At 32.8% G+C, this 23,986-nt stretch carries 30 protein-coding genes and 1 pseudogene; 10 read left to right on the top strand and 21 right to left on the bottom strand.

The features are described 5' to 3' along the window. Positions 1-11: 11 nt before the first annotated feature. The 9 genes and pseudogenes from FM121_RS06880 to FM121_RS06840 all read right to left on the bottom strand — a co-directional run bounded on the left by FM121_RS06880 (position 12) and on the right by FM121_RS06840 (position 4,416). Positions 12-668, bottom strand: coding sequence for a hypothetical protein (locus FM121_RS06880; protein ID WP_086951434.1), 657 nt, complete (start codon positions 666-668; stop codon positions 12-14). Between the two features lie 2 nt (positions 669-670). Further along, positions 671-1,135: an HIT family protein gene (locus tag FM121_RS06875; protein WP_086951433.1), complete on the bottom strand. Its 465-nt coding sequence runs from the start codon at positions 1,133-1,135 to the stop codon at positions 671-673. 27 nt (positions 1,136-1,162) lie between these two features. Continuing rightward, on the bottom strand, positions 1,163-1,798 hold the full coding sequence (locus FM121_RS06870; protein WP_086951432.1) for an HAD family hydrolase: 636 nt from the start codon (positions 1,796-1,798) through the stop codon (positions 1,163-1,165). Positions 1,799-1,826: 28 nt separating this feature from the next. Beyond that, positions 1,827-2,102 (bottom strand): hypothetical protein, encoded by a 276-nt coding sequence (locus FM121_RS06865; RefSeq protein WP_086951431.1) that lies wholly within the window; start codon positions 2,100-2,102, stop codon positions 1,827-1,829. Between the two features lie 10 nt (positions 2,103-2,112). Continuing rightward, positions 2,113-2,403 (bottom strand): hypothetical protein, encoded by a 291-nt coding sequence (locus FM121_RS06860; RefSeq protein WP_143597067.1) that lies wholly within the window; start codon positions 2,401-2,403, stop codon positions 2,113-2,115. Positions 2,404-2,586: 183 nt separating this feature from the next. After that, positions 2,587-2,871 (bottom strand): annotated as a pseudogene (locus FM121_RS06855) (DUF2785 domain-containing protein); the annotation flags it as partial. A gap of 71 nt (positions 2,872-2,942) precedes the next feature. Further along, complete coding sequence (locus FM121_RS06850) at positions 2,943-3,335, bottom strand: DUF2785 domain-containing protein (protein WP_086951428.1); 393 nt, start codon at positions 3,333-3,335, stop codon at positions 2,943-2,945. Positions 3,336-3,351: 16 nt separating this feature from the next. Then, complete coding sequence (locus FM121_RS06845; protein WP_086951427.1) at positions 3,352-3,843, bottom strand: hypothetical protein; 492 nt, start codon at positions 3,841-3,843, stop codon at positions 3,352-3,354. Beyond that, positions 3,844-4,416: a nucleotidyltransferase family protein gene (locus FM121_RS06840; protein WP_086951426.1), complete on the bottom strand. Its 573-nt coding sequence runs from the start codon at positions 4,414-4,416 to the stop codon at positions 3,844-3,846. It lies immediately after the preceding gene. Between the two features lie 268 nt (positions 4,417-4,684). Between FM121_RS06840 and xerS the strand changes: the two genes are divergently transcribed. Further along, complete coding sequence (xerS, locus tag FM121_RS06835) at positions 4,685-5,773, top strand: tyrosine recombinase XerS (protein ID WP_086951425.1); 1,089 nt, start codon at positions 4,685-4,687, stop codon at positions 5,771-5,773. Positions 5,774-5,801: 28 nt separating this feature from the next. Here the strand turns inward: xerS and FM121_RS06830 are convergent, their stop codons facing one another. The 7 genes from FM121_RS06830 to FM121_RS06800 all read right to left on the bottom strand — a co-directional run bounded on the left by FM121_RS06830 (position 5,802) and on the right by FM121_RS06800 (position 11,483). Then, positions 5,802-6,398, bottom strand: a complete 597-nt coding sequence (locus FM121_RS06830) for a hypothetical protein (RefSeq protein WP_086951424.1) — start codon at positions 6,396-6,398, stop codon at positions 5,802-5,804. Beyond that, positions 6,398-7,279 carry an aminoglycoside 6-adenylyltransferase gene (locus tag FM121_RS06825; protein ID WP_086951423.1) on the bottom strand — a complete coding sequence of 294 codons (882 nt, stop codon included), beginning with the start codon at positions 7,277-7,279 and terminating at the stop codon, positions 6,398-6,400. Before FM121_RS06825 ends, FM121_RS06830 begins: the two co-directional genes overlap by 1 nt. A 2-nt stretch (positions 7,280-7,281) precedes the next feature. Then, the gene (locus FM121_RS06820; protein ID WP_086951422.1) at positions 7,282-7,734 is read right to left on the bottom strand and encodes a GNAT family N-acetyltransferase; all 453 of its coding nucleotides are present in this window, start codon (positions 7,732-7,734) and stop codon (positions 7,282-7,284) included. Between the two features lie 18 nt (positions 7,735-7,752). After that, positions 7,753-8,079, bottom strand: a complete 327-nt coding sequence (locus FM121_RS06815) for an inorganic pyrophosphatase (protein ID WP_086951421.1) — start codon at positions 8,077-8,079, stop codon at positions 7,753-7,755. Then, complete coding sequence (locus FM121_RS06810) at positions 8,048-8,629, bottom strand: histidine phosphatase family protein (RefSeq protein WP_086951420.1); 582 nt, start codon at positions 8,627-8,629, stop codon at positions 8,048-8,050. Before FM121_RS06810 ends, FM121_RS06815 begins: the two co-directional genes overlap by 32 nt. A gap of 9 nt (positions 8,630-8,638) precedes the next feature. Further along, entirely contained in the window at positions 8,639-9,043 is a 405-nt protein-coding gene (locus tag FM121_RS06805; protein WP_086951419.1) for a hypothetical protein, read from the bottom strand. Positions 9,044-9,143: 100 nt separating this feature from the next. After that, a complete protein-coding gene (locus FM121_RS06800) occupies positions 9,144-11,483 on the bottom strand; it encodes an ABC transporter ATP-binding protein/permease (RefSeq protein ID WP_086951418.1) in 2,340 nt (779 codons plus the stop codon). A gap of 129 nt (positions 11,484-11,612) precedes the next feature. Between FM121_RS06800 and FM121_RS06795 the strand changes: the two genes are divergently transcribed. Both FM121_RS06795 and FM121_RS06790 read left to right on the top strand, forming a co-directional pair. Continuing rightward, entirely contained in the window at positions 11,613-12,287 is a 675-nt protein-coding gene (locus tag FM121_RS06795; RefSeq protein ID WP_086951417.1) for a response regulator transcription factor, read from the top strand. Next, positions 12,284-13,330 (top strand): sensor histidine kinase, encoded by a 1,047-nt coding sequence (locus FM121_RS06790; protein ID WP_086951416.1) that lies wholly within the window; start codon positions 12,284-12,286, stop codon positions 13,328-13,330. The genes FM121_RS06795 and FM121_RS06790 overlap by 4 nt, the downstream gene beginning before the upstream one ends. A gap of 21 nt (positions 13,331-13,351) precedes the next feature. Here the strand turns inward: FM121_RS06790 and FM121_RS06785 are convergent, their stop codons facing one another. Beyond that, positions 13,352-14,017, bottom strand: a complete 666-nt coding sequence (locus FM121_RS06785; protein ID WP_086951415.1) for a cyclic nucleotide-binding domain-containing protein — start codon at positions 14,015-14,017, stop codon at positions 13,352-13,354. Positions 14,018-14,101: 84 nt separating this feature from the next. Between FM121_RS06785 and FM121_RS06780 the strand changes: the two genes are divergently transcribed. Together FM121_RS06780 and FM121_RS06775 are read left to right on the top strand one after the other, a co-directional pair. After that, entirely contained in the window at positions 14,102-14,710 is a 609-nt protein-coding gene (locus FM121_RS06780; protein WP_179203823.1) for a YczE/YyaS/YitT family protein, read from the top strand. Between the two features lie 76 nt (positions 14,711-14,786). Continuing rightward, positions 14,787-15,959, top strand: a complete 1,173-nt coding sequence (locus tag FM121_RS06775; protein WP_086951413.1) for an AbrB/MazE/SpoVT family DNA-binding domain-containing protein — start codon at positions 14,787-14,789, stop codon at positions 15,957-15,959. Positions 15,960-16,037: 78 nt separating this feature from the next. On the opposite strand, the gene pbp4 is transcribed toward FM121_RS06775, so the two are convergent. From pbp4 to FM121_RS06760, 3 genes are all read right to left on the bottom strand, one after another. Then, complete coding sequence (gene pbp4 / locus FM121_RS06770) at positions 16,038-18,020, bottom strand: penicillin-binding protein PBP4(5) (RefSeq protein ID WP_086951412.1); 1,983 nt, start codon at positions 18,018-18,020, stop codon at positions 16,038-16,040. A gap of 182 nt (positions 18,021-18,202) precedes the next feature. Then, positions 18,203-19,726: a UDP-N-acetylmuramoyl-L-alanyl-D-glutamate--L-lysine ligase gene (locus FM121_RS06765; protein ID WP_086951411.1), complete on the bottom strand. Its 1,524-nt coding sequence runs from the start codon at positions 19,724-19,726 to the stop codon at positions 18,203-18,205. A 30-nt stretch (positions 19,727-19,756) separates the two neighbouring features. Further along, the gene (locus tag FM121_RS06760) at positions 19,757-20,077 is read right to left on the bottom strand and encodes a hypothetical protein (RefSeq protein WP_086951410.1); all 321 of its coding nucleotides are present in this window, start codon (positions 20,075-20,077) and stop codon (positions 19,757-19,759) included. Between the two features lie 127 nt (positions 20,078-20,204). Here FM121_RS06760 and FM121_RS06755 point away from each other — a divergent pair, with 127 nt between their 5' ends. Both FM121_RS06755 and FM121_RS06750 read left to right on the top strand, forming a co-directional pair. After that, on the top strand, positions 20,205-20,480 hold the full coding sequence (locus FM121_RS06755; RefSeq protein WP_086951409.1) for a hypothetical protein: 276 nt from the start codon (positions 20,205-20,207) through the stop codon (positions 20,478-20,480). 63 nt (positions 20,481-20,543) lie between these two features. Next, positions 20,544-20,861, top strand: a complete 318-nt coding sequence (locus tag FM121_RS06750) for a hypothetical protein (protein ID WP_086951408.1) — start codon at positions 20,544-20,546, stop codon at positions 20,859-20,861. A gap of 17 nt (positions 20,862-20,878) precedes the next feature. Here the strand turns inward: FM121_RS06750 and FM121_RS06745 are convergent, their stop codons facing one another. Further along, a complete protein-coding gene (locus FM121_RS06745) occupies positions 20,879-21,823 on the bottom strand; it encodes a M28 family peptidase (RefSeq protein WP_086951407.1) in 945 nt (314 codons plus the stop codon). 116 nt (positions 21,824-21,939) lie between these two features. On the opposite strand from FM121_RS06745, the gene FM121_RS06740 reads away from it, so the two are divergent. The 3 genes from FM121_RS06740 to FM121_RS06730 all read left to right on the top strand — a co-directional run bounded on the left by FM121_RS06740 (position 21,940) and on the right by FM121_RS06730 (position 23,901). Next, entirely contained in the window at positions 21,940-22,221 is a 282-nt protein-coding gene (locus FM121_RS06740; protein ID WP_086951406.1) for a hypothetical protein, read from the top strand. Continuing rightward, positions 22,221-22,592 (top strand): hypothetical protein, encoded by a 372-nt coding sequence (locus FM121_RS06735; RefSeq protein ID WP_086951405.1) that lies wholly within the window; start codon positions 22,221-22,223, stop codon positions 22,590-22,592. The genes FM121_RS06740 and FM121_RS06735 overlap by 1 nt, the downstream gene beginning before the upstream one ends. 70 nt (positions 22,593-22,662) lie before the next feature. Further along, positions 22,663-23,901 carry a Y-family DNA polymerase gene (locus tag FM121_RS06730; protein WP_086951615.1) on the top strand — a complete coding sequence of 413 codons (1,239 nt, stop codon included), beginning with the start codon at positions 22,663-22,665 and terminating at the stop codon, positions 23,899-23,901. The last annotated feature ends 85 nt before the right edge of the window (positions 23,902-23,986 follow it).

The following is a 23,986-nucleotide window of genomic DNA, read 5'->3' as shown; positions in this document are numbered from 1 at the left end:
TCTCCTTTACTCTAAAAACTATTGATTAATCTAACTGAATTATTGTCAGTAATCTCTATAATTTGAGTCTTTAATTGATTTTTAAGAACATAAACAGGGACACCATTACTATCAATACAGTAAGAAATTGGGATAGACACGCCACAATTTTTATAAGACCCATCAGAATGACTTGCTCCAATGACAATGGTATTAAATTTTTTTGCTATTTTAATTGCTTCGTTAAGCCAAAGGTCAAACTGCTCTTCTTTGAACATCCCGACTCCTATTGGTTGTAGTATAAAATCGTAATGAATAAGTGGTAAATCACGCATACCTTTAAGAATTTCCATACATAAGAGAAATCCAACGTTCTTTTGATGGTGAGAATCAGTGAAAAAGACTGGATTTACTAATTTTTCTTCATCATGTGAAGCTGTTTTTTTCCTGTTGTAAAGAATATCTCCGAAAGCGTCAATAACAATAGCCGTATCGCCATGATGACGTAAAGAACTAATGATATAGGTATGATATTTTTTAGCAAGCATCTTAGCTTTATTCAAACTATCAATGTTGTTTAGATAACCTTCAGGAAACAACATATAATCAATGTCAGGATAGTCAATTAGTAGTTTCTCAAGTGTTTCTAAATTATTTTCATGTTTTGCTTGGCAGAGTAGTGATTTCAATATTAATCACTCAATTCATCATAATTTTGTTCTAAAAACGCAAGTATACTATTTCTTATCTCATCATGTTTACTAGGTTGATAAGCTGTTTCTGGATTACTCCAATTAGAGGAATCATAAAGCCAAACAGGCATTTTACGGCGTTGTTCCTCTTCCCATTGATAACGCGGAAAGATATGCGCATGGAGGTAATTATCTGTATTTCCTAGAATATCATAGTTAATTCGTAAAGGTTTTAGAACCTCAATTAATGCGTCACCAATAATCGACATATCAAGAAGAAAAAGAGAACGTTCTTGTAAAGATAAATCGTTTAGAGAGTGTATTTCTTTTTTAGGAAGTAACACACAGTAACCTGGTAAAAATTGGACATCACCAAATACTAGAAAACCGCCTTTTAATTCTTTAATGAGCATAGGATTTGTTCCGTTTTGAGCCGATTTAATTCGATTTTCCTGCCATTTCATTTAATAACCTCCTTCTATCCATTTAAATTAAAGAATATCTAACAATTCACTAAAACCACTAATAATAAAATCAGAAGGATAGAGCAGACTTTCCATTTGAAACCTTGCCATACCTTGTTTAATTCTAATAGCTTTCATTCCCAACTGTTTAGCAGGGATTATATCATTATCAACACGGTCCCCAATGTAAACAGCAGATGAAGCATTTATATTGGCTTTCTCTAGCGCAAACTTAAAAATTTCTGGATCAGGTTTCTTTATATTTACATCTGCTGAAGAAACAATCAGTGAGAAGTAATCGAGAATTTCAAAAGAAGTTAATCTTTCTTTCAGTCCTACTCCTTGATTAGCAATGATTCCTAACTTATATTTTTGAGATAAGAGATATAAAATTTCTTTTACATTTGGATAAAGACACTCGTTTATATGTTGCCATTCAGGGCGTTTGTCTCTAACGTTAAATGCTTGCCAAGTGGCGTATAAAGGGCGTTTTTCATTTTGTTTGTAGTTATCTTCAATCATTTTTAAGTACGTACTTGGTGATACTTCGATGTTTTTTGTAGTTAATTGATGACTGCATCGAGTTGCATAATTAAGATAACTCTTTTTCTCATCAACTAGTGTTTCCCCAACATCGAAAAAAATCCATGAAATATCCTTCATTTTAGATACCAACTCCTCAATTCAATATTTAAAAAAGTAATAAAACCAAGAACATCACTAAAAATACGATAAAAAATGGTGGAATAAATTTAAAAATCCAAGCACTCAATTTTTTACCAACTTGTCGTTCTTTTTCAAATTCAGTCTTTTTTTGATCTTTTTTGAAATCTTTAAGACTTCGTGCTAAAAATAAACCATTTGTTTTATCCATAATAAATGCCATTAATAACAAAAACGTAGTAGTGAACAAACCGATAAAAGTAAATGCCAAAAGTGGTGTGAATTGATTTAATGAGGATTCCATAGTTAACACCTCACTTTAAGAAAGCTTGAATGGCTGCGAGTTCAGTGTCTGTCGGCATTATTTTGTGAGTATCAATCTCAAGCCATTTTTCTTTCGAAATCCCTAATAGTGCATAGAATTCATCATCAGAAATCTGTGTTTGTTGTCTTTTTCGGCTGACATCAGTTAACGCAATGATTAAATTAATTTCCTCGTCAGATATAGCTTGCTTGTCCAATTGATCAACCATTAATATTTCTTTAATCGAGTTCTTCGTTAGTAAATTACCTAAACCTTCAGCAGAACGTCGTATTTGGCGCATTAACCAATCTTTTTCTTCATACATATAAATTCCTCCTTAATTTTGTTAGTACTAATCAGAACTTAAAACAGCATGTTTGAATCATTTTCTCTCTCCTGTTCTAAAAAGACAGTTCTTTTCTACCTTTCTTGAAAGTAATCTCTTTCCGTAAAGGTAGACATAATATTTTTACGTGAAACTTGTTTAGTAATTTTTTAAATAAGTTAATAATTCAATTTTTAAATTTTCTGACAATTGACCTTCTGTTTCTAGTTTAAAATAAATGGCCTCTAGAAAATTATTAAAGTTACTTTGAATTTGGTAATCGATGACTTCTGTTAAAAGGAGTTTGATATTTCCTAGCCACTCCATAAATTCCTCTTCTGTTAATTTTTTATTTCCTAATAACTCAAGGATTACTACTGCCAGTCTTCTATCCTCTTGATGCGTTAAAGGTTCTTGAAGGTGTTTAAAAACAGACTCAATCGTTTTTAAAGCTCTCCTACTCTATTTTTACCAAAATCAGTGTGACAACATGAAGCTGCTAAAAAATCAACTCCCTATGCAATAGCATGAATCCACCCGTATTTCGTTGAGTGACCAGTTTGGCTTCTTTCTTTTCTTAAATATAAAATAGCTTGATTAAAAAAGTAATCTTTCTCTTCTTTTGTGAGCTGTCCATAGTACTTGTTTTCAACCTCATCATCTACAGCAATCAAACAAGCATTCATAAGTGCTGTGAAACTTCTTTGAAGCGTGCTAGGTATTCGTTGATGATATTGATCTAGAGTAAATTTCTCTTGAATTAATGAAAGTGAAATAGCATTATAAACAAGTTCATCTCTAATTACTGGATCAACATCCCCAATATGGTCGATTAACCATGTAACTTCATTATCTGTCCAAGTCATTTCTTCTAATTGTTCTAATTTACTTCTTACGATATTTTCCAAAGTATCACCTCTAGTCTTAGAATTTGATTTTTTTCTTGATTAAGAAAACTGTTGTTGCTCCTATAGTTACTAAAGAGATAATCATGAAACTGATAATCATCCATTCAGGCGCTTTAAAGACAATCGCAGTATAGATAATAATGGTAAATGGGATAATTTGTTTTAGAAAAAGATTCGTCACATTACTGTTGTTCTTTTCCTTCTTATTCCAAGAAATCTCGACGAATAACTCAATGAAAATTAATCCGATTATTAAGAAAGCTACAAGTTTGGGGAAGGAAATAGAAATTTTTAATAAATAGACAAAGGCACTTAGAACTAAGTTAAACACGCCAAAGAATAATAAGCATTTTCCTCGTAGTTTATTAGTGAAAGGTAAATATTCTTCCTTGTTCTTTCTAAAAAAATAAGAAGTATCGTTCCAAAGAGCATTTGGTGTAAACCGGGACAAGCTTCCGAATAAGCTTACAAAAGAAATGGCTATAAAAAACCAGACTGTTTCATTCATTTAAATCATCTTCTTTCTAACTTTTTTTATGACTAATTGTGGCCATTTTTCTTGCCAATTTTTCTTTGTGACTCGATTTTGATAGGTAAACATTCGTTCAGAGTCTTCTTCAAAGTAAGGTGTTGGTTGTACTAAGAAGGAAGTAATGTCGTCAATTCCATAAGGTGCTAAGAGTTCTATATTGCCTTCTTTAAGTCTTACGGAGATTGCTGTACAACGTTCAGGAAATTTGGACAAGGCATCTAGACTGCTTTTATAAGGTGCTGTGTTTGGATTATGAGAATGCATGTACACTTGATTTTTAAGCTCCCATTGATAATTAGGATAGCTACTCTTAAGTTCTAGTTCTAATCGAAGGGTTTCTTCATAAGTAATGGTTGGGTCAAAAAATATGACATCCACATCTGTTGTGAGTTGCGGTGCTTTTTTTTCAGATAAATAATCCCAAAAATAATTTCTAATTGTTCCAGCGCATAACCAACAATCCTTTAACTCGAGTTTTTCTATTATGTTTAAAAGAGCCATTAAGTTAGGTTCATCTCTAATAATTTGTTTAAATTCATCTAAAGTCATTACCTTGTTCTTTCCTCTTCTGCGTAGTTCAATATTAGTAGTATAGTAGTATTGAAACTTTGTTGCTTTTTATTGTTTAAAATATCTATTTGATAAGACTTAATACTCATCATTTTGTCCCCCTCAACTATAGTAATAAACTTTCTAAGTGCCACATGTTAATTATATCACTATCAAGTTAATTTTTGAATTTTGACAAAAGAGACAATCTATAATAATATTCATTGTAGGGAACGTATGTTTTTTCACGCGAAAGGAAACTAGAAAAATGAGCCGAGAAAAGATAAATAAACTAATTGAAATCGAAAATCAAAACCTACCTTGGTTTGTTAAAGAGTATTTGCACTCTAAAAGTATTGTCCCCTACTCTGCCGTGACTTTATATGAGTACGCCAAAGAGTTTCGTCGCTTTTTTGAGTGGTTAATCTCAGAAGATATCATCTCAGCTCCTACAACTCTAAAAATTGAGTTAGAGGACTTAGAAGAGTTAAGAAAAGAAGATGTAGAGCTATACAAATCTCATTTAATGCACTCACCAAAAGTTGGGACAGTAAAAGATAGTCGCTCTCGTTCGTTTGTGACGGTTCAACGATCCATTACAGCTCTTCGCTCATTGTTTAAATATCTAAATACACAAACGGAGACAAAGAACAACCAAGTCTACCTCTCTCAAAATGTTTTTCTGAAAATAGAAAACGTTAAGACAACCAAGACGCTCCAGGAACGTTCACGGAGTATTGAAAAGAAACTCCTACTGGATGATGAAGCGATTCTCTTTCTATATTACATTGATCAGGATTATGAAAACACTCTAACAAGCCACCAAGCAAAAGCAGCTTTTAAGCGAAATAAGATTAGAGATTTAGGGATTATTGCTTTGTTTCTAGGAACTGGGATTCGATTATCCGAGTTAGTGAATATGCAAGTATCTGATCTAGATACCCTGAATTTAGAGGCGACAGTCATTAGAAAAGGTGGATTTAAAGATATCGCTCTAATCTCCTCTTTGTTTATTGACTACATTGCTCAATACGAAGAAGCGCGTCAGCAACTTTACGCGCCAGATTCTCAAGAGAAAGCTTTATTTTTAACCACTTATAAGGGAGCAGCTAAAAGAATTGAACCTTCGACTGTTGAAAAAATGGTGGCTAAATACTCTAGTTCATTTAAAACGAGAATTACCCCCCATAAATTGAGACACACGGTAGGGACTCAACTCTATAAGAAAACCAATAGCTTATTGACTGTCTCTCATCAGTTAGGACAAACGGGAACAAGTGCGACAGCGATTTACACTCATATAGTGGATTCGGAACAAAGAGATGCCATGAATGATTTGTGGAATGATAACGAATAAAACCAGAGAAAACCGATATTTTTTCGGTCTACTCTGGTTTTTTGGTGATAAAAGAAGTTAAAAAAAGATAAATAATCCCTAGAATAGGTAAAACAATTGGAACTAGTCGATTAAGTTGATAGCTTAAAATGGTTTCTTCAAAGAGACCTGATTGAGCGGTATGTAAAATCGCATAATTAAAGGCAGAAAAACCGATAATTGAACCTATACTTAAAATGAATAGGCTAAAAATTAATAGTTGAAAAGCTATGTATAGTTGTATCATACGCGGTGTTTGTCCTAAGAGTAACATGGTGTGATGCTCTTCTTTTTGGGTTAGACTAAATAATTTTATATTTTTCTTCATGTTAAGTAGGGACATAATAAATAAGATACCAGTAATGATCACAGCACTATAAGCAAAAATTGCAATTGGTAGTAGATATGGCGTATTAAACTGAGCCTCTTCGATATTATGTTCAGCTTCCCAAAGCATCCCTTGTCTAATGAAGGAGAAAAAAAGAGCCAGATGTAACATAAAAAAGGTAAAACCACTTAAAAACAAATTACCGATTGTTGTTAGGATAATTCCTTTGGATCGAATGACTTCTTTTATCGCGTCTTGAAACGCATAGTAGACAACCATTAACTCACCTCTTTTTTGAATGTCTCAGCAAGTATCGATTCTCCTTTACTCTTTAGGTAAATATAGGGAATCTCTTTGTATTTTTTGTATTTCTCTGGATTGAGATTGAAATCTACGACTAACATATCACCGTATCTTTCTTCTAAAGCAATCATCTCTCGTAAGGCTACTAAGATTTTTTCAGAATCTCCTGTTACAAAAGAATTGCTTAATTGAGCTCTCGTTTCTTTATCTAAGTAATTTAAACTATGAGTGCATTCTTTTCCGTAATTTTTATTCCAACCTTCTTTAGCTGCGATGGTCCAGGTCATTGTTTGAACAACTTCTTCACGTGCTAATCGTAAATAAAACTCAGCTAGTAGCAATTGATTTCTTAGGGTTGCTTTTAAAATATTTGGTACCATCCACCAAAACTCGGTGATTGAATTTTCGACTTGCAGTTGGCTTGGTTTAGTTAAGTAGTAGTCTGATTCCGTTGGTACAGGGAGATTTTTTATTAGGTTGTCTTTATCTTCTATAATTAAAGTTAAGGAATCTTCAACTAAATAGTCTGTCAAAGTCTCTAGTAATCTAATTTGTAAGTCGATTCTAAGACCATCAACGTACTGAACCAAATAAACGTACCCTTTTCCTTTTAATAGCTCGTTAGGACAAACAGGATCATTCTCAGGTTCTGTCATGATTAAGATCTCACCGAATGTATTTAAAAAGCTAGGGTCTTTTATATATTTATCTAAATCCGTTGTAAAAAAGACCACGTCATAGTCTTTGAACTTGTCCTCTGGAATATTAGGATTTACTCTTGAGCCATTCATTCCGAAGACTTTTAAATCTTTTTGTTCACGGAAAAATTGTTTTAATTGTTGCATGGTTTCTGACATACTTAGTTGCCTCCTTCTTTTTTCATGTAGTAATTGATAAAGGTTTGCCCACGAAGGATCACCTGATTTTCTTTGATAACATCATAGCCAGACGCTTCAAAGAAAACTCGAGCTGTTTTTGAGGCATAGGTAGTGAAAGTCTCGCCTGGATGCTTATTTTCTAAAAAAGAAAGTAGTAATTGAGCAACGCCTCTTCTTTGATAAACAGAGTGAACGTATAAATGATCTAAGTAACCCGTATCATCCATATCAGCAAAACCAACAATTCGATCTTCTAGCGTCACAATAACTGCTTGATGATTTTCTAAGCCTTTTTCCCATGTTTCTGGATTAAAGTCAGCCCACGCTTCTACTTGATTTGAAGAATAGTCCTGTTTGTTGACTGTCTTAATTGTTTGTTTGATCAATGAGATAACTTCATCTCTATTTTCTTTTTGGTATTTGTCAATCTTCAACTAATAACTCCCCTTCGCTTAATCTAACAACATCATCGTTGAACTAAAGTATTGCTCAATAAAGTGAACTTTTTGATAAATCTCTTCTGTAGATACAGTCACACCCTCTTTAGCAACTATCCACTTATCTTCTATATCATCCTCTCTAACAATAACTGCGATGACTTCTCCTTTAAAATGTGTTCCCGTACAATCTGTTTCATCAAAGATATAAGCATCTTGCCATTCATCATCACCAGCAATGATTCCTTCTACATAACCATAATTTAGTGGGTAAACATTATTAAATCTATCCACGTAGCCTTTGGGGCGATCAATGGTCACTGTCACAGAAAAACGTTTCATGGCTTCCACTCCTTAAATCAATTTTGGTTAAACTTGCGGTAGGAATTGGGTAGGCTGTTTTTTTATTGGAATAAGCCTTTTTATTAATATGATGGAGAATGATATTAATTACTCCACCATGCGTTACAAGGCAGATATTTCCATCTGAGTTTTTGGTAAGGACTTCCCATGTATCGATAATGCGGTGATAAAATAATTCAGGACTCTCGCCTTCCGGGTATTTTTCCGTCCAATCTAGGGTTCTAAAATAAAGATTAGGATATAACTTTTCAGCTGTTGCGTTAGGCATACCTTCTAAAAGACCGTTATTCATCTCTCTTAAACGAGGATCATCAGTAATGGGCATCTCTGGTTGATAAGTCTTAAAAATAGCAGTAGTTTCTAAAGCTCGAGGTAAGTCACTGGTATAGAGATGATCTATCTGTAATTCTTTAAACTTCCGTCCTAGTTGATGAACTTCTTCTCTCCCTTTTGGAGTCAGAGGTGATTTTGACCAACCGCCTCGAATTTGATCATCATCTTGTCCATGCCTGATTAAATAAACAAACATTTAACACACCTACTTTTCAATTAGAATTTTTTGAACGGCTCTAGAATCATCCACAGATAATTCTAAGTTATTTAGGCGATACACATCTGTATGGGTTACTTTTTGAAGTTGATAGACAGCAGGTTTAACATCAGCGTCTTTAACATCATAAGTAAAATAAAATTGATAATTAGTAGGTCCCTCAAAGGCGATATCCGGAACGGCTGTATCATCGAGCTGTTTTGTAATTTCTTGAATGATTTTAATCTCTTCTTTATCTGTTACTGTTTGATAAGGTTTGAAGTTTTCAGCGTCAGTTTCAGTTTTTTCAACTTCGATGCCTGATAGTTTAATACTAGGATTATTTTGAGAACAGCTAACTAAAAAAATGAAACCAAGTAGAAAAAAACTAACTATTACTCGTTTATTTTTCATATAAAGCGCCTCCTTTAGTGTTCTTTAATTATATCGTTAAATAGACTGAGACACAAAAAGAAATGAGGCTCCTAAAGACAAGAACCTCATTTCTTTTTGATTAATCCGCACGTAAAGCAATTGCCGCGTCTTTTTTCGCAGCTATTTTTGCTGGAATATGTCCACCAATCATAGTTAGAACGGTTGAAACAGCAATCAATATTAACCCGTGAATAGGATTTAATTGTGCCACATTTTTTAAATCTGTCATATTGTATAGAAGACTGTTAATTGGAAAAGTAGCAAGCCAAGCAATACCAACGCCTAATGCACCTGATGCGATACCTAAGATACAAGTTTCAGCATCGAACACTCGGGTAATATCTTTTTTTCTTGCCCCTAGAGCTTTTAATACACCAATCTCTTTTGTTCTTTCAAGGACAGAAGTATAAGTAATAATTCCAATCATAATCATACTTGTTACTAGAGAAATACCAGCAAAAGCAATTAAGACATAAGTGATAGCGTCCATTAAACCACCCGTTAAATCGGTCATGGTACTAGCTAAATCTGAATACAGAATACGATCTTTTTTATCTTTTCCTTTATTGAAGTCGTCAAGATAACTTAAAACAGCTTCTTTATCCTGGTAGTTGTTTGGGTAAATCATAATGCTGTTTGGAACGCTTGATCCACCTAAATAGGCTAAGGTACTTTCTTTAGTCATCTCATCTAAAGGTTCATTGCTCATGACATTATTTTGACTTTCTTTTTGTGCTTTGACAATGTCAGAGTCTTGATTTTTTTCTACGATTTTAGAGGTTAGTTCATTACTATAGGCAAACCCAGGAGCTAGCAAATTCATTGTAGAGGATGATTTTACTCTTAGGATACCACTCACTTTTAAAGTTTCATTCTCCTTAGTGTTATACATATTTTGATACTCTTGACTTGGTACAAAATTACCAGTTGGCAGTTTTGTGTAGTAATCGTTATTTGAAATTAGCTTTAATTCTGTTCCAATAATAGTATCAAAGCTCAACGTATCATTTTCTTTAGCATCAACACCGATATTTTTAAGTGCATTGATGTTAGTACTGTTATTTCGATCCACAATTAAAACAATATCCGTTTCATCTTTAGGATAATCTCCAGCTAGAACTGTATAATTTTCTTTTAGAAAGTCATTAGAAGAACCATCTGAACTGGCAGGAAATGATGAAACACCAACACCTGTCATACTAGACATAGCACTTGCCATGGATCCACCTGTTTTACTGGCATCATTAGAGAATGATACAGGCTGGACTTTTCCATCTACTTCTCGTAATAAGTTCATGTTAACCAATCTTGTATAACCAATGCTGTTACTTAATTTAGGATCAATATTTTTAATGTAATCAACATATTTTTGATCTAGTTTATTTGTGTGTTGGGCTTTATCGCTATCACTCGTTTTTAAGGTGATTTCTTTTTTAGTTGAAAAGCTACCTTTATCAGATCCTAATGCTTCTTTAGGATTTTTGGTTTGATCGGTTGTGACTTTAGAGATAGTAATTGGAAATTTAGATAAAGTTTCTGATTGTGTTTGATTAATCTGTTTTTGGAAGCCGCTAGACAAGGCTAAAACAATACCAATACTAATGATACCAATACTTGAAGCAAAAGCAGTTAAAAAAGTTCTGCCTTTTTTAGTTCTTAAGTTGTTAAATGATAATTTTAAAGCCGTTATAAAGCTCATTTTTGTTCTTTTTAATTCGAACTGATCTTTTTTTTCTTTTTCAATATGAGGGTTTGAATCTGTTTTAATCCGACCATCAGAAAATTCGATGATTCTTCCAGCGTATTCGTGAGCTAACTCTGGATTATGAGTTACCATAATGATGAGTTTTTCTTTAGATAGCTCTTTGATTAAATTCATAATCTGAACACTTGTTTCAGTGTCTAAAGCACCAGTTGGCTCATCACAGAGTAAAATATCTGGATCGTTAGCTAATGCTCTAGCAATAGCTACCCGTTGCATTTGACCACCCGATAGCTGATTGGGCTTTTTATTCATATGATCTGTCAAACCAACCCTATGCAAAGCATCTTCAGCATGTTTTCGTTTAACCTCTTTTGAAACACCACTAAGTGTCATGCCTAATTCCACATTTTCAATGATTCCCAAATGACTAATTAAATTATAGCTTTGAAAAACAAAGCCGATTGAATTATTCCGATAAGCATCCCAATCACCATCTTTAAAGGTTTTTGTTGATTTTCCATCAATCACCATATCCCCTGAATCATAGTTATCCAATCCACCAATAACGTTTAACATCGTCGTCTTACCAGAACCACTAGCGCCTAATATTGCGACAAATTCTTGTCTTCTAAATGCAACTGAAACACCATCCAAAGCTTTTGTGACAGTATCCCCTACTTGATAATATTTTTTGATATCTTTTAATTCTAGCATCTGACCATCTCTTTCTTTAAGTAATGTTTAAAATATTAACATAGCTTTATTAACTCAAAATGAACAAAATTCATGTTGGATTCATCTCGTTCTGTTAAACTAATGAAAAGAAACAAGGAGGAAATCTATATGAACTATATTTTAATTGTTGAAGACGATGAAAACTTAGCGCTTCTTTATCAATCAACACTAAAAAAGCGCCAATTTAAGACAGTTATTGCTCAAAATGGAACTGAAGCTTTAGAACTATTTGATAACTATACGATTGATTTAGTCATTAGTGACATCATGATGCCAAACATGGATGGCTTTCAGCTAATTGAAGCCGTTCGTTCAGCGGGATATCAACTACCTTTTTTATTTATTACAGCCAAAGACTCATTTGAAGATAAAAAAAGAGGCTTTAAACTTGGTATAGATGACTATATGGTTAAACCAATTGATGTTAATGAAATGTTGCTACGTGTGGAAGCACTTTTGAGGCGAGCAAAGATTGTTTCAAGTCAAAAATTAATAGTAGGCGCTACGACTTTAAATAAAGAAACATTAGAAGTCAGTGATAATAACAAAATAGAGATGTTACCTCAAAAGGAATTTTTAGTTTTATACAAACTATTATCGTATCCTAATAAAATTTTTACTAGACAACAATTGATGGATGAAATATGGGGAATGGCATCGGATTCTGATGAAAGAACGATTGATGTTCATATTAAAAGACTACGAAATCGTTTAGAAAGTAATGCTGATTTTTCAATTGAAACAATTAGAGGACTTGGCTATAAAGTGGTTGTTCATTCATGAGAAAAAAATTACATTCACAACTCTGGATTTATTTTACCTTTTTTATCTTTTTCACAATCCTTTTTGTCCTAATTCTCTTTTTATTTTTAATTTTTCTTTTAAAAAAATATAATCTCTTAATTAATGGTCACTCAGAGCCTATTTTTCCTATCCTAATTGTAATGTTAATTAGTTTATTTATTGGTTTAGCACTTTCTGGCTTTATTGGAAGGAAAATATTAAAACCAATTGCCAAGTTAAGGGAATCGATGGGATTAGTTGCTAAAGGAGATTTTTCTATTCAGTTGGAAGAAAATCAAAAAATAAATGATGTTAATCAGCTGTATCATGATTTTAATGTAATGGTTACTGAATTACGGAGTATTGAAAGTATGCGTCATGATTTTGTTTCAAATGTTTCCCATGAATTTAAAACACCAATCGCAACTATTAGAGGTTATGTACAACTTTTACAGGATGATTCTCTTTCTTCTGGTGATCGAGAAATCTATCTCCATAGAATGCTAGATGGAACGCAGCAGTTGTCTTATTTAACAGATAACATTTTAAGATTAACAAAATTAGAAAATCAAAAAATTGGCTTAGAATATCACTCATTTCGTTTAGATGAACAGATTAGAGAAGTTATTCTCTTCTTACAGCCTAAATGGGAGCCACTAGAGATTGAATTTGAACTAGATTTGCCGACGACTTATTACACGGGGAATGAAGAATTGCTTTACCAGGTTTGGCTCAATGTTGTGGAAAATGGCATCAAGTATAATCAAGAGAAAGGTAAAATTAAAGTGATGCTTTTCTCTACTCCAGACGCTCTTTATATATCCCTTTCTGATAACGGTATTGGGATGTCTGAATCAACTGTTCGTCACGCCTTTGATAAATTCTATCAGAATGATGGTAGTCGGCAGTCAAAAGGGAATGGACTGGGTCTGCCTTTAGTTAAGCAAATAATTGGTTTACATCAAGGAACGGTTGAGATTGAGAGTGAATTAGCTGTTGGTAGTGAGATTAAAATACTATTACCTATAAAAAGAGTGAGTTAAAAGTCTGATTTGATATGACTTTTAACTCATTTTTTTATCTTCATTTAAAAAAATTATCATATTATTTCGGTTAATCATATAGCATGCTGCTTTCTTTGTGATCATATCATTCTCTTTTAAAAATTTAAGTGTATGCATATAATGACGATAACTGACACCTAGATATTCAGCAATTTCAGTATGTTTTTCATGGTATTCATCATCAATTGTAATATCAAGTAATAATTTAATTAGTCTAATTTTTAGTTCTTGTGTTTGTTGCTCTTTAAAGTGTTCTACTCTAAGGAGTAATTTTTTTCCAATATAATTAGCTAAAAAATAAAGAAATTCAGCATTGGGAATAAGTTTTGATTCTACTAAATCCATAGGAATCCCCAGACAAACCGTGCTTCCTAAAGCAATAACATCTTTAGTTTCTTCTTCTGCTTGGATAATGGTTAAATCCCCAATTAAATCTTGCTCATTTAAAAATTGTAAAATTAGTTGCTTGCCATTAGTTTGAGATGTCATAATCTTAGCTCGACCTGATAGAATGACATAAAGATAAGCCGGAACTTCATTTTGTCTGGTTATAAATTCTCCTTGCTTAAATTCAAAAACGATTGATTGAGACAGAATTGTAGTATCTATTCCTGCCATTTTTTGTTCAAAATTAATGGTTGATAAAGGGTAAAGTATTTTTTTCATATTTTCACCTCATAGTGTGCTATATCTCATACTAACATGTTTGGAAATGAGATACCATAGGCTTATCAAAGGAAAAAGGTGGTTATATTTATGAAAAAATTATTGCAATCATTACTGTATTACTTTATTAGTGCAATTGGTATTTCTTTAACGATTAAAGCCAATGTTGGGGTGAGTAGTTTTAATTCACTGAACGTCTCATTAAGCAATTTATGGGGTATTCAAATTGGGACAGTCACAACTTTATTAAATGTTAGTTTTTTAATAGGCTGCCTTATTTTAGATAAAGAACGTCGCATCTCAAAATATGTTCTTATGTTGGTTGCTGTTATGAGTTTTGGAGAAGTCATTAATTTTGTTTACTATCACCTATTAGGTAATATAATGTTGTCAGCTTATTCTCTACGTTTAGTTGTTTTTTTAATAGGTGTTTTGATTGCTGGAGCAGGTACCGGACAAGTTTTACGGTTGAGCTTATTAAAATTTCCGATAGAATCTTTTTGTCAGCTACTCGCAGATAAAACTAGATTTAAATTTTCAACTTATCGTTATGGTGTAGACATTGTCTGTGTTGTTATGTCTGTATTTATCTCCCTTACTTTTTCATTGCCTATCGTGATTAGAGAAGGAACGCTTATTAGTTTATTTCTACTTTCAGGAGTTATCAATTGGTCGAAAAATAAAAGTTTTTAAGCAGGTAAAAACTTGAATCCTCCCATTCAATATGAGAATATAAGAATTGAAGTATTTAATGAATAGGAGTTCATAAATGAAATTATCTGAATTTAAAATAAAATTGCCAGAAGAAATTGTGGAAGAACTAAAACTTTCAGAACAAAATACGATCTTTTTGAAAAAAGAAAATAATCGCATTGTTATCGAACGAAAGAAAAATACAGCAGAATTTCAAGACGTCTCCTTAAGATGGTTTTTAATACCTGTTATTCTAAGTAGCCTAGCTTTCTTTAGTTTCTTTTATTTTGAAAATAGTACTCAAATTCCAATGACTGGTGATCAATCTATTGCAAGTGCCGTTTCTGCTCTAGGTTTACTGAGTGGTGGGATATCTTTTATCTTCTTTTTTATTAAAGAAAAAAGGAATCATAAAAAGGATAATTTGAAGGATATTCTTTGGCGTAATGTACCAACCGTTATTTTTTCTTTTATTGTGATGTTGTCTTTAGGTATTTTATGTTTCTTTTGGATGATTGGTATCATGTTTGATGGCGCGAGTTTTGATATTTATACAGCGACCATGATTTTCTTTCTATTTACAGCTATTATTAATTACCTAATGATTTATGCCGCCCTAAGTTTTACATCGAACATGATTGTCAATCTATTAATTTTTGTCATAATCGGTGGTGTCTTTTTCGCAATGTTAACTAATAGCGAGAGTAAATGGTGGCAACATAATTTTAGTTTTTTAGGAACAAATGAAGCGGTTAATAGTTGGCAATTTAATTTAACTTTAATGTTATCAGCTTTATTATTAGTTGCTCTGATTGATTATCTTTTTGTTAATTTAAAGAAAAATGAGTACACTGGTTGGAAATTACTTATTTTAAGAATTCTTTTAACGCTAATGGCAATTTCATTAGGAGCTGTTGGTTTTTTCCCTAATAATGGGACAGGTCAATTGCATGTACTGCACACAAAAGCGGCCAACTGGCTTGTACTTTTAATCATTATTTTAATTATTGGAATTAAGTGGTTACTACCCAAAGTAACAAAAGAGTTCCTAATCATCTCTTATGGTATTGCGATATCTTTAGTTATAGCTAATTTTCTATTTCAAAATATTGGGTACCTCTCTTTAACTGTTTTTGAATTAATTGCTTTTGGTTTAGCTTTTAGTTGGATCTTATTAATGCTACAACATATCCAGAAGCTAACGCATTTTTCTAACACAGTCTATGAAATTGATCTTGAAGAAATCTAAAAAACATTCAACACAAAAATAAAATTGTGTTGAATGTTTTTTTATATTATTTTGGTTTACATAAAATAGTTATAAATATTATTTTAATGAGTGAATAAATTCTTTGTTTTTTGACACAGCAGATGTATCTTTAGCATCTTCAATCATACTAACTACAAGATATTTGCTTTCTTTGGCATCATAAGCTAAAACAAAGCTATTTTCCTGGCCTTTAGTGTCTTGTTTTTCTTTGATTTCTGCTGTTCCGGTTTTAGCTGCAATGCTATTATCACCTGTGGCTAAAGGGTGTGCAGTTCCGTTTTCATCTTCTACTGTTTTAATGAGTGAATTTGTGACTAACTCAGTAGCTGATTTTGATACAACGCCTTCTTTTTGTTTGACCTCTTCTCCAACAAGTATTTGTGGGTAGACAACGTTACCTTGATTAGCAAATGCTGAATACATAACCGCTTGTTGGATTGGATTAATCAGTAGTTGTCCTTGACCATATGAAGTATCAGCTAATAATATCTCAGATTTAATCTCATCATTACTAATTTGAGCGGGTGTCATTGGAATATGGACGTTCATTTTTTCTCCAAAAGGAAATTTTTTAAGCCCTGCTAAATACTTATCTTTTCCAATTTCTAATGCTTCTTGAGCAAAATAAATATTATCTGAATGAATCAATGCTGAATCCATGTTAACTACTGTTGCGGCATCTGTTATTCGGGTCACGAAATAATCGCCCCATGAACCATCTTTTTGCCACTTAAGCCCGCTAATTTCATGTGTTTTTTCAGGTGTTGTCACCTTTTCATCAATTCCAATAGCTGCTGTGATGGCTTTAAAGGTTGAGCCAGGGGCATAACCAGTTCCAAAACGTGCTAAGAATGGATTTAGCGGATCTTTTGCTATAGAATCGTATTCTTTTTGTGACATGCCTAAAACAAATTTGTTTGGATCGTAAGAGGGTGAGCTAACAATTGCTTTTAATTGTCCATTAGTAGGTGTTGTTACGACGGTTGACCCTGGTAAATTATCCAACGCTTCAAATGCACTTTTTTGAATTTGACGGTCAATTGTTAACTGAATATCTTTACCGTCTTGTTTTTTTTGTTCGATAAGGGTTTCTAAAAATTCTCCATTTTCATCAACAATCTCAATTTTCCCACCTGTTTTACCTCTTAATGCTTTATCAAACTGAGCTTCTAAACCTGTCTTACCAATTTCATCAAATCCTGTTAATGATTGGTCCTTTTCGATTTCCTCTGCTGTAGTTTTACCAGTATAACCAATTAACTGAGCACCTGCTTGTGCTAATGGATAGTACCGTTTGTTCACTGTTTGATTACTAATACCTGTTGTTTCATATTTTTCTAATTCTTCATTGAAATCCACTATTTTTATTGGAACGAAAGAATCTTCTTTGACCCACTCTTGGGATAAAATTCCCATTAATTGCTCTTCGGTCATATCAAATTTTTTACTAATCTCAGCTAGAGCTTGTTTTTTTGCGTCTCCTTCACCTAATTTGTTAGGGATAATTCCAAACTGAGGATAAGCATGTTCTGTAGCTAACGGCTGTTTGTTAACATCTTGAATTTCTCCTCGTTTAGGTGGCTCACTACTAATATAAACTTTATTTCCCTTTTCCATTTTAGAAAAAATTAAAGAGTAATTCCAATCAATAAGATATTGTCCATCTTCTTTGATTAATTTACCTGTCATTTTTTCCTTTTCTAATTTTCCAAAAGGTGTTGTCATATTGAAAGATAGATTAAACTCTTTTTTTGAGAGATTCTCAATATTTCCTTTAATACCAGCTATTCCTAAGCCATTAAAAATAGAATCGTATTTTTCGCTCACTTTTTTTTGATCTAACCCTTGATCTTTGACAGACTTTTTAGATAAAGTTGTTGCTAATTTATCAAAGTCTTTCTTTTCAAATGAAGTGACAAAATTATCCACGGCTTTTTTCTGTAATGATTTATCATGCTGCTGATAGGCAAAGTATCCTCCACCTGCTGCTAATAAAATAGCTGCAGTACTTGCACTAATAATTATTGTTTTTTTATTCATAGTACCCTCACTCTCACATTTCTTTTTTACTATAACATAGATTATTTAGTCAGGAAATGAGCTTACGTTTTTATTAATAATTTTTCTATCATAATCAAGTATCCATTAATTATATTTAGGATGATCGCAGTTCATTAAAAAAAGCCATATAATCACACTGATGATATGGCTTTTTTTGTCGTCTATTTCAATGTTTCGATATAAGATTCAGCTGCTGAGTAGTCACCCACATACGGTGTATCGACACCTTTTATTTTTTGATACTTATCTTGTCCTTTACCAGCGATAATAACTGAGTCATTTTTTTCAGCAAGTGAAAGTGCAGTTTGGATTGCTTCTACTCTGTCTACAATAATTTTTTGATTAACTTTTGGATTATTGATAGCCGCACTAATTTCCATAGCGATATCTTTAGGATTTTCTGAACCAGGATCATCAGCTGTTAAAATCGCAACATCTGTTAGCTCAGATAAAACTTGACCAAAGTCAGTACGTCTAGAAATACCTTTATCACCTGTGCTTCCGATAACCGTAATAATCTTACCCATTGGATGCGCTTGTTTAGCAAAAGTTAGTAGATTTTTTAGACTAGAATAATTATGAGCGTAATCGACAAAAACATTAGCGCCATTAGGATGTTTTAAATGCTCCATTCGACCTGGAACAAGTGTATTAGCTAACCCCTTTTTAGCCGCTTCTTTATTAGCACCAGCTATTTTTGTTGTAATCAAACTTGCTAAGGCGTTATCTTTATTGAAATCACCCATTAACTTGATTGTGTAGGTTTCATTAATATCTAAAGAATCTTCATGAGTAGAGTGGACAGTAAAGTCTAACAAACTATTATCGACAGTTTCCCAAGTATAATCAGCTTCTTTATCTGTACTACTATAAGAATAGTAGGGAATATTTTTACTTTCAGTTAATTCTTTTAATAAAATATAATCTTTTGTATCCGTATTTAAGACCATTCGTTTTGAATTTTCAATTAGTCTTCTTTTACAATAATAATAATCATCAAATGTTGGGTGCTCGATTGGCCCAATATGATCTGGTGAAATATTTAAAAAGATACCCACATCAAAAGTTAAACCATAGACACGATTCAACTTATAAGCTTGAGATGAGACTTCCATGATTAAATGGGTCATTTTATTAGAAACGGCTTCTGCCATCATTTTGTAAAGATCTAATGATTCTGGTGTCGTCAGAGCTGATTTAAAATAGTTTACACCATCTAAAGTTGTATTCATCGTTGATAACATAGCTGTTTTATTATCCGTTGCTTCATCTAAAATAAATTTTGTGAAGTACGCAGCGGTTGTTTTACCTTTGGTTCCTGTAAAACCAATAACTGTCAGCTTTTCTTGTGGTAAATCATAAAAATTCATACTAATTAAAGCCATTGCTATTCTAATATCCGTTACAATAATGCCTAACTTACTGTTAACTTCATAAGGTGTCTCTGAAATGTAATATTCTAAACCAGCTTCGATTGCTTTTTCCAGATATTCTTCTTTAAAGTTTAGACCTTTGCAAAAGAATAATGTATCAGGAGTTACTTTTCTTGAATCATAAGAAAGTTCCTTTATTTCTAATTCTACTGGTAGAGGTAAATTATAATACCAATTATTTTTGTAAACATACTCCTTTAATAAACCTGCTTCTTTTAATAAATTATCAATTTTAGTTAGTGTTAGTGTCATAGTCAACATCCTAGTATTTTTGTAATTAATTTATTTTAAAGATAAGTAAATTAATCCATTTTTTAATTCTATTTTATAGTATTGGGTCATTTTTTGTATGATTTGTTGTTTTTTTGAGTCTTCAATTGGCTGAAGCGACAATTGATGAAATAATTGACCAAGTAACCAAAGGACAGTTTCGTTAAATCCATGATTATGAGTGTCAGTTGTTACAGGTGTTTTAACAGTTCTTTGTTGCGAATTTTTTAAAGTTATATCTTGCAAAGTGGCATCAATCCAGATAATTTCATCTCGTCTAATGATTGCTTTTTCCAATTCTTCTAGTGTATTCACATACAGTGACGTCATCACAAAAGATCATCTCCTTTACGTCTAGGAACATCATATCATTTTTTGACAAATTTTCGTACCAATAAAAACATTAAATCTTCATTTTTTTTAAGTAAAATGAACTTACATTAAGGAAAGGACTGTTTAAATGAAACGCTTTATTTCATTACTATTTAAACTAGGACTAGTTTTTCTATTGTGTTACATATTTTTAACGCCAGAAGGTTCTGTCCGCCTAGGTATTCTAAGATCAGGTGATGTCAAAGGCTCAATAAATGCTGATATTACAAAGCTATCCGAAAATAAAGATCATTCCGTATATCAAATAAACAAAACTGTTGAAGACAAAGAAGGAACATCAGGTTATTGGAAGACACAAAATAAATCAGTTATTTACTGGAGTCAATCACTTAATCGTATTTAATCTTTTGTTCGCTTTACAAAGAGAACGTATATTCGTATAATCTTTTTAAGGAGCGAAGGATAAATGATTAAGTTAGACCATATAAAGAATAGTAACGTTGTAGAGATAATTAAAGAAAGTCAGCACTACCTCTCTTTCAATTGGGAGGATGAGGGAGCTTTTTTCATCATAAGAGTGCTTTTTGAAAAAGAAGTTCATCTGTCAATTTGTCAAAAAAGTGACAATGCCTTGTCTTTTGAGATAGAAAATAATCGTTTAAACCGGTTAAAGCAATTGTGTTTTGGTTACACTAAACCGATGAAAATAGTTAAAGGAAAAAACTGTCTCTACTTACAGTCTATTCCAGTAAACGAAAAGAAAAGCAATATCTTATTTTTGTGATAAGATATTGCTTTTTGTTATATTTTCCTGATAAATTCTAACATCATTTCTTTTAATATCTCAATATTCTGCTCATCAAATTTAGTATCTAATCCTGTATGAATATCATTAATATAATACCCAAATAAAGGTAATTTTTTAGCGGCAACCACTCCAACGCTATTTTTGAAAATCAATTGATCTGAAGTATAGATATGAGTCAGAGCTGGACCAAAGTGAGTAAATTTAGTTTCAGGTAGTGACACTTCTTCAACCGCCACCTTCAGTTGAGTAAATTTAAACGACTCTCTAAATTTTTTCTTATGAACAAAACAAAAGGTGTTTCCATTTGCGACACAATCGAAGTTGATTAAAGGGGTATCTTTGACCTCTGCTTCATGCTTTCGTTTAAAATTAGCAGCGCCGACTAACCCGATTTCTTCCTGATCAAAAAAGACAACACAAACTTTTTCACGCTCTTCCTTAGGTAAATCTTCTAAAATTGCTAGTAAAGTTGCGACCCCTGATGTGTTATCGTTAGCCGTATGTTTGTTGGCAAACCCTTTTGTTAATTGATAGAGGTATAAAATACAACTGATTCCTAAAATTAAAGCCATTAACACGTGGTTAATACTAAAATCAGCGATTAATGAGCCTATATGGTAGCTTGTAAAGTGAAGCAGTAAAATAGTGGGTAATAAGACCCAGACTTGGCTAATAAAAAAAGAAAGCCAGTTACTAAATCCCATAAATACCGGAATTACCCCATTAGGTTGAGTATCATAATGAGCTGTTAAAATAACCTCCGCAGTTTCTAGTTCCCCAATAACTAAGTTAGTGCCATTTTTTTCAAAAGCTTCTTCTCTTATCTGATAGTCGTAACTATTTAAATGTTCTTTTAACCATTTAATAAAGCGTTGTTTTTCCATTAATGATTTTCTGACTTGATACTGATTTAATAATGTTTGACTGCTACATCTCATTTCCTACGCCTCCTTGACCTGACATCTTTTAATCTATGTTATCTTTTCGTGTTCCCCTTTACAATAAGAACAAACGTTCGTATAATTAGTATATCAAATAAATGGAGTGATGATGTATGGCAAAAGAAAATTTAATTGGTGTGGTTGATAAAATTAAATGTTTATCGATGTATCCTAATATTTTACTACGTTTTACCTTAGTTATCGGTAGTGATAAAGTAAATTGTTTGGTGACTGATAAAGCTATCTGTCATCAACTACTCTTTTTAGAGAACGGTAAAAAAGAAGTCGCGTTGTTCGGTCAATACAATCAAAAACAGCAGTTGATTGTCAAAAAATTAGGGATTAGACATTCGGTAAGTATGGATAGACCCTTTTTAAAGGAGTGTGGCGCTTAATGAAATTGAATAATTATTACCATGATCGTGGGATTCAAAAATACATGGGCTTTTATCTCTCTGAACATACGAGAGAAATTGATAAAGAAAATCGTGAATCTAGGCGCTTTAATTTTGGATTAGAAGAGATGTCTTATGAAGCGATTTCTGAAGTCATTGAGATAGCTTTAGTGAAGGATCTACCCGTAGTGATTCAACCTAACGTGAAATCAATGGATAATCGAGGTTTTCGAGATAACATCATGGGAAAAGTTCTTGGTTTTAACGGAGATATTCTATTCCTTAGTAATGGACAGATACAGCTGGATTTAATTCGACACATTGTCATCACACCAAGTGTAAAGTGGTATTTGAAGGAAGGTGTCTCTTAAAGTGTGGCAAAAAAACAACCAATATTTTGATTACAGTGAAGAAAAAGTGGAGCCTATTTTATGTATTGATATGAAATCTTTTTATGCTTCAGTGGAGTGTGTGGAACGAGGTGAAGACCCTTTAAAAGCATTGCTTGTTGTGATGAGTGGTGGCGATTCACCTGGTGGGTTAGCCTTATCAGCATCACCAAAAGCAAAAGAAATCTTAGGTATTAGTAATGTCAGTCGAAGGTTTGAAATCCCCTATCATAAAGAACTCATTTTTGCGGAACCTCGTATGAATTTATATATTGAAAAGAATCTTCAACTAAATAATGTTTTTAAACAATACGTGTCAGATGAAGATATTTTGATTTATTCGATTGATGAAACCTTTGTCCGAGTGAAGGGATCGCAAAAATTATTTGGCCTCTCCCCTTACCAATTTGCTGAGCACTTTAGAGATGAAATCAAACTAAAATTAGGTCTACCGTGTACTGTAGGTATTGGCGACAACATGCTCCTAAGTAAACTAGCTCTGGATAACGGGGCCAAACATGAGCCGAGCATGATTGCTTCTTGGCACTACGAAGATGTTCCTGAAACCGTTTGGAAAATTAAAAAGATGACGGACTTTTGGGGGATTAATACCAAAACAGAAAAACGGTTAAATAATAAAGGAATTTATTCTATTTACGACTTAGCTCACTATGATTTTTTTAAGATGAAGGAATCTCTGGGAATTATTGGACAACAGTTAATCGCTCATGCGTGGGGAATTGATCGAACAGATATCTCAGAAAAATATACGCCAAAATCCAAAAACATTGGTAACAGCCAAGTATTGCTGAAAGACTATACTAATCCAGTTGAGACTAAACTTGTTCTTCGTGAGATGACAGAACAAGTTGCGGCAAGACTTCGAGCAAGAGAGATGCAAACTAGTTGTGTGCAGGTATCGATAAGTTATTCTAGAACGGAACTTTCTTCTGGATTTAGTCGCCAACTGAGTATTCCTAAAACGAATAGTTCAAAAGAATTAGTTTCCTATTGTTTACAACTTTTTGATAAATTTTATGATGGGAGTGCTGTTCGGAATGTTGCGGTTAATTTTTCCAAGTTGTCTACTGATACGTCTCTTCAACTTAATTTGTTTGATCAACCAGAAGAAAGCATGAGTAATCAGCTGCTTGATACAACGATTGATCAGATTAGAAAAGAATATGGATTTGATGCGATTTATCATACGAGTAGTTTGATGGAAGGCGCGACAGCTATTGCTCGCAGTCATTTAGTTGGTGGACATGCTGGTGGGATGGATGGGTTGTAACTTAATAACTTTTAACTCCTCGGTAGTATCATCTATTCTCTTATGTCATCAAATACCACTACCCTATTTATGAACCAAAGATTTC

The organism is Vagococcus fluvialis bH819, from assembly GCF_900163795.1.
GTDB lineage: Bacteria > Bacillota > Bacilli > Lactobacillales > Vagococcaceae > Vagococcus > Vagococcus fluvialis_A.
This window is presented reverse-complemented; position numbering and strand designations above follow the sequence as displayed.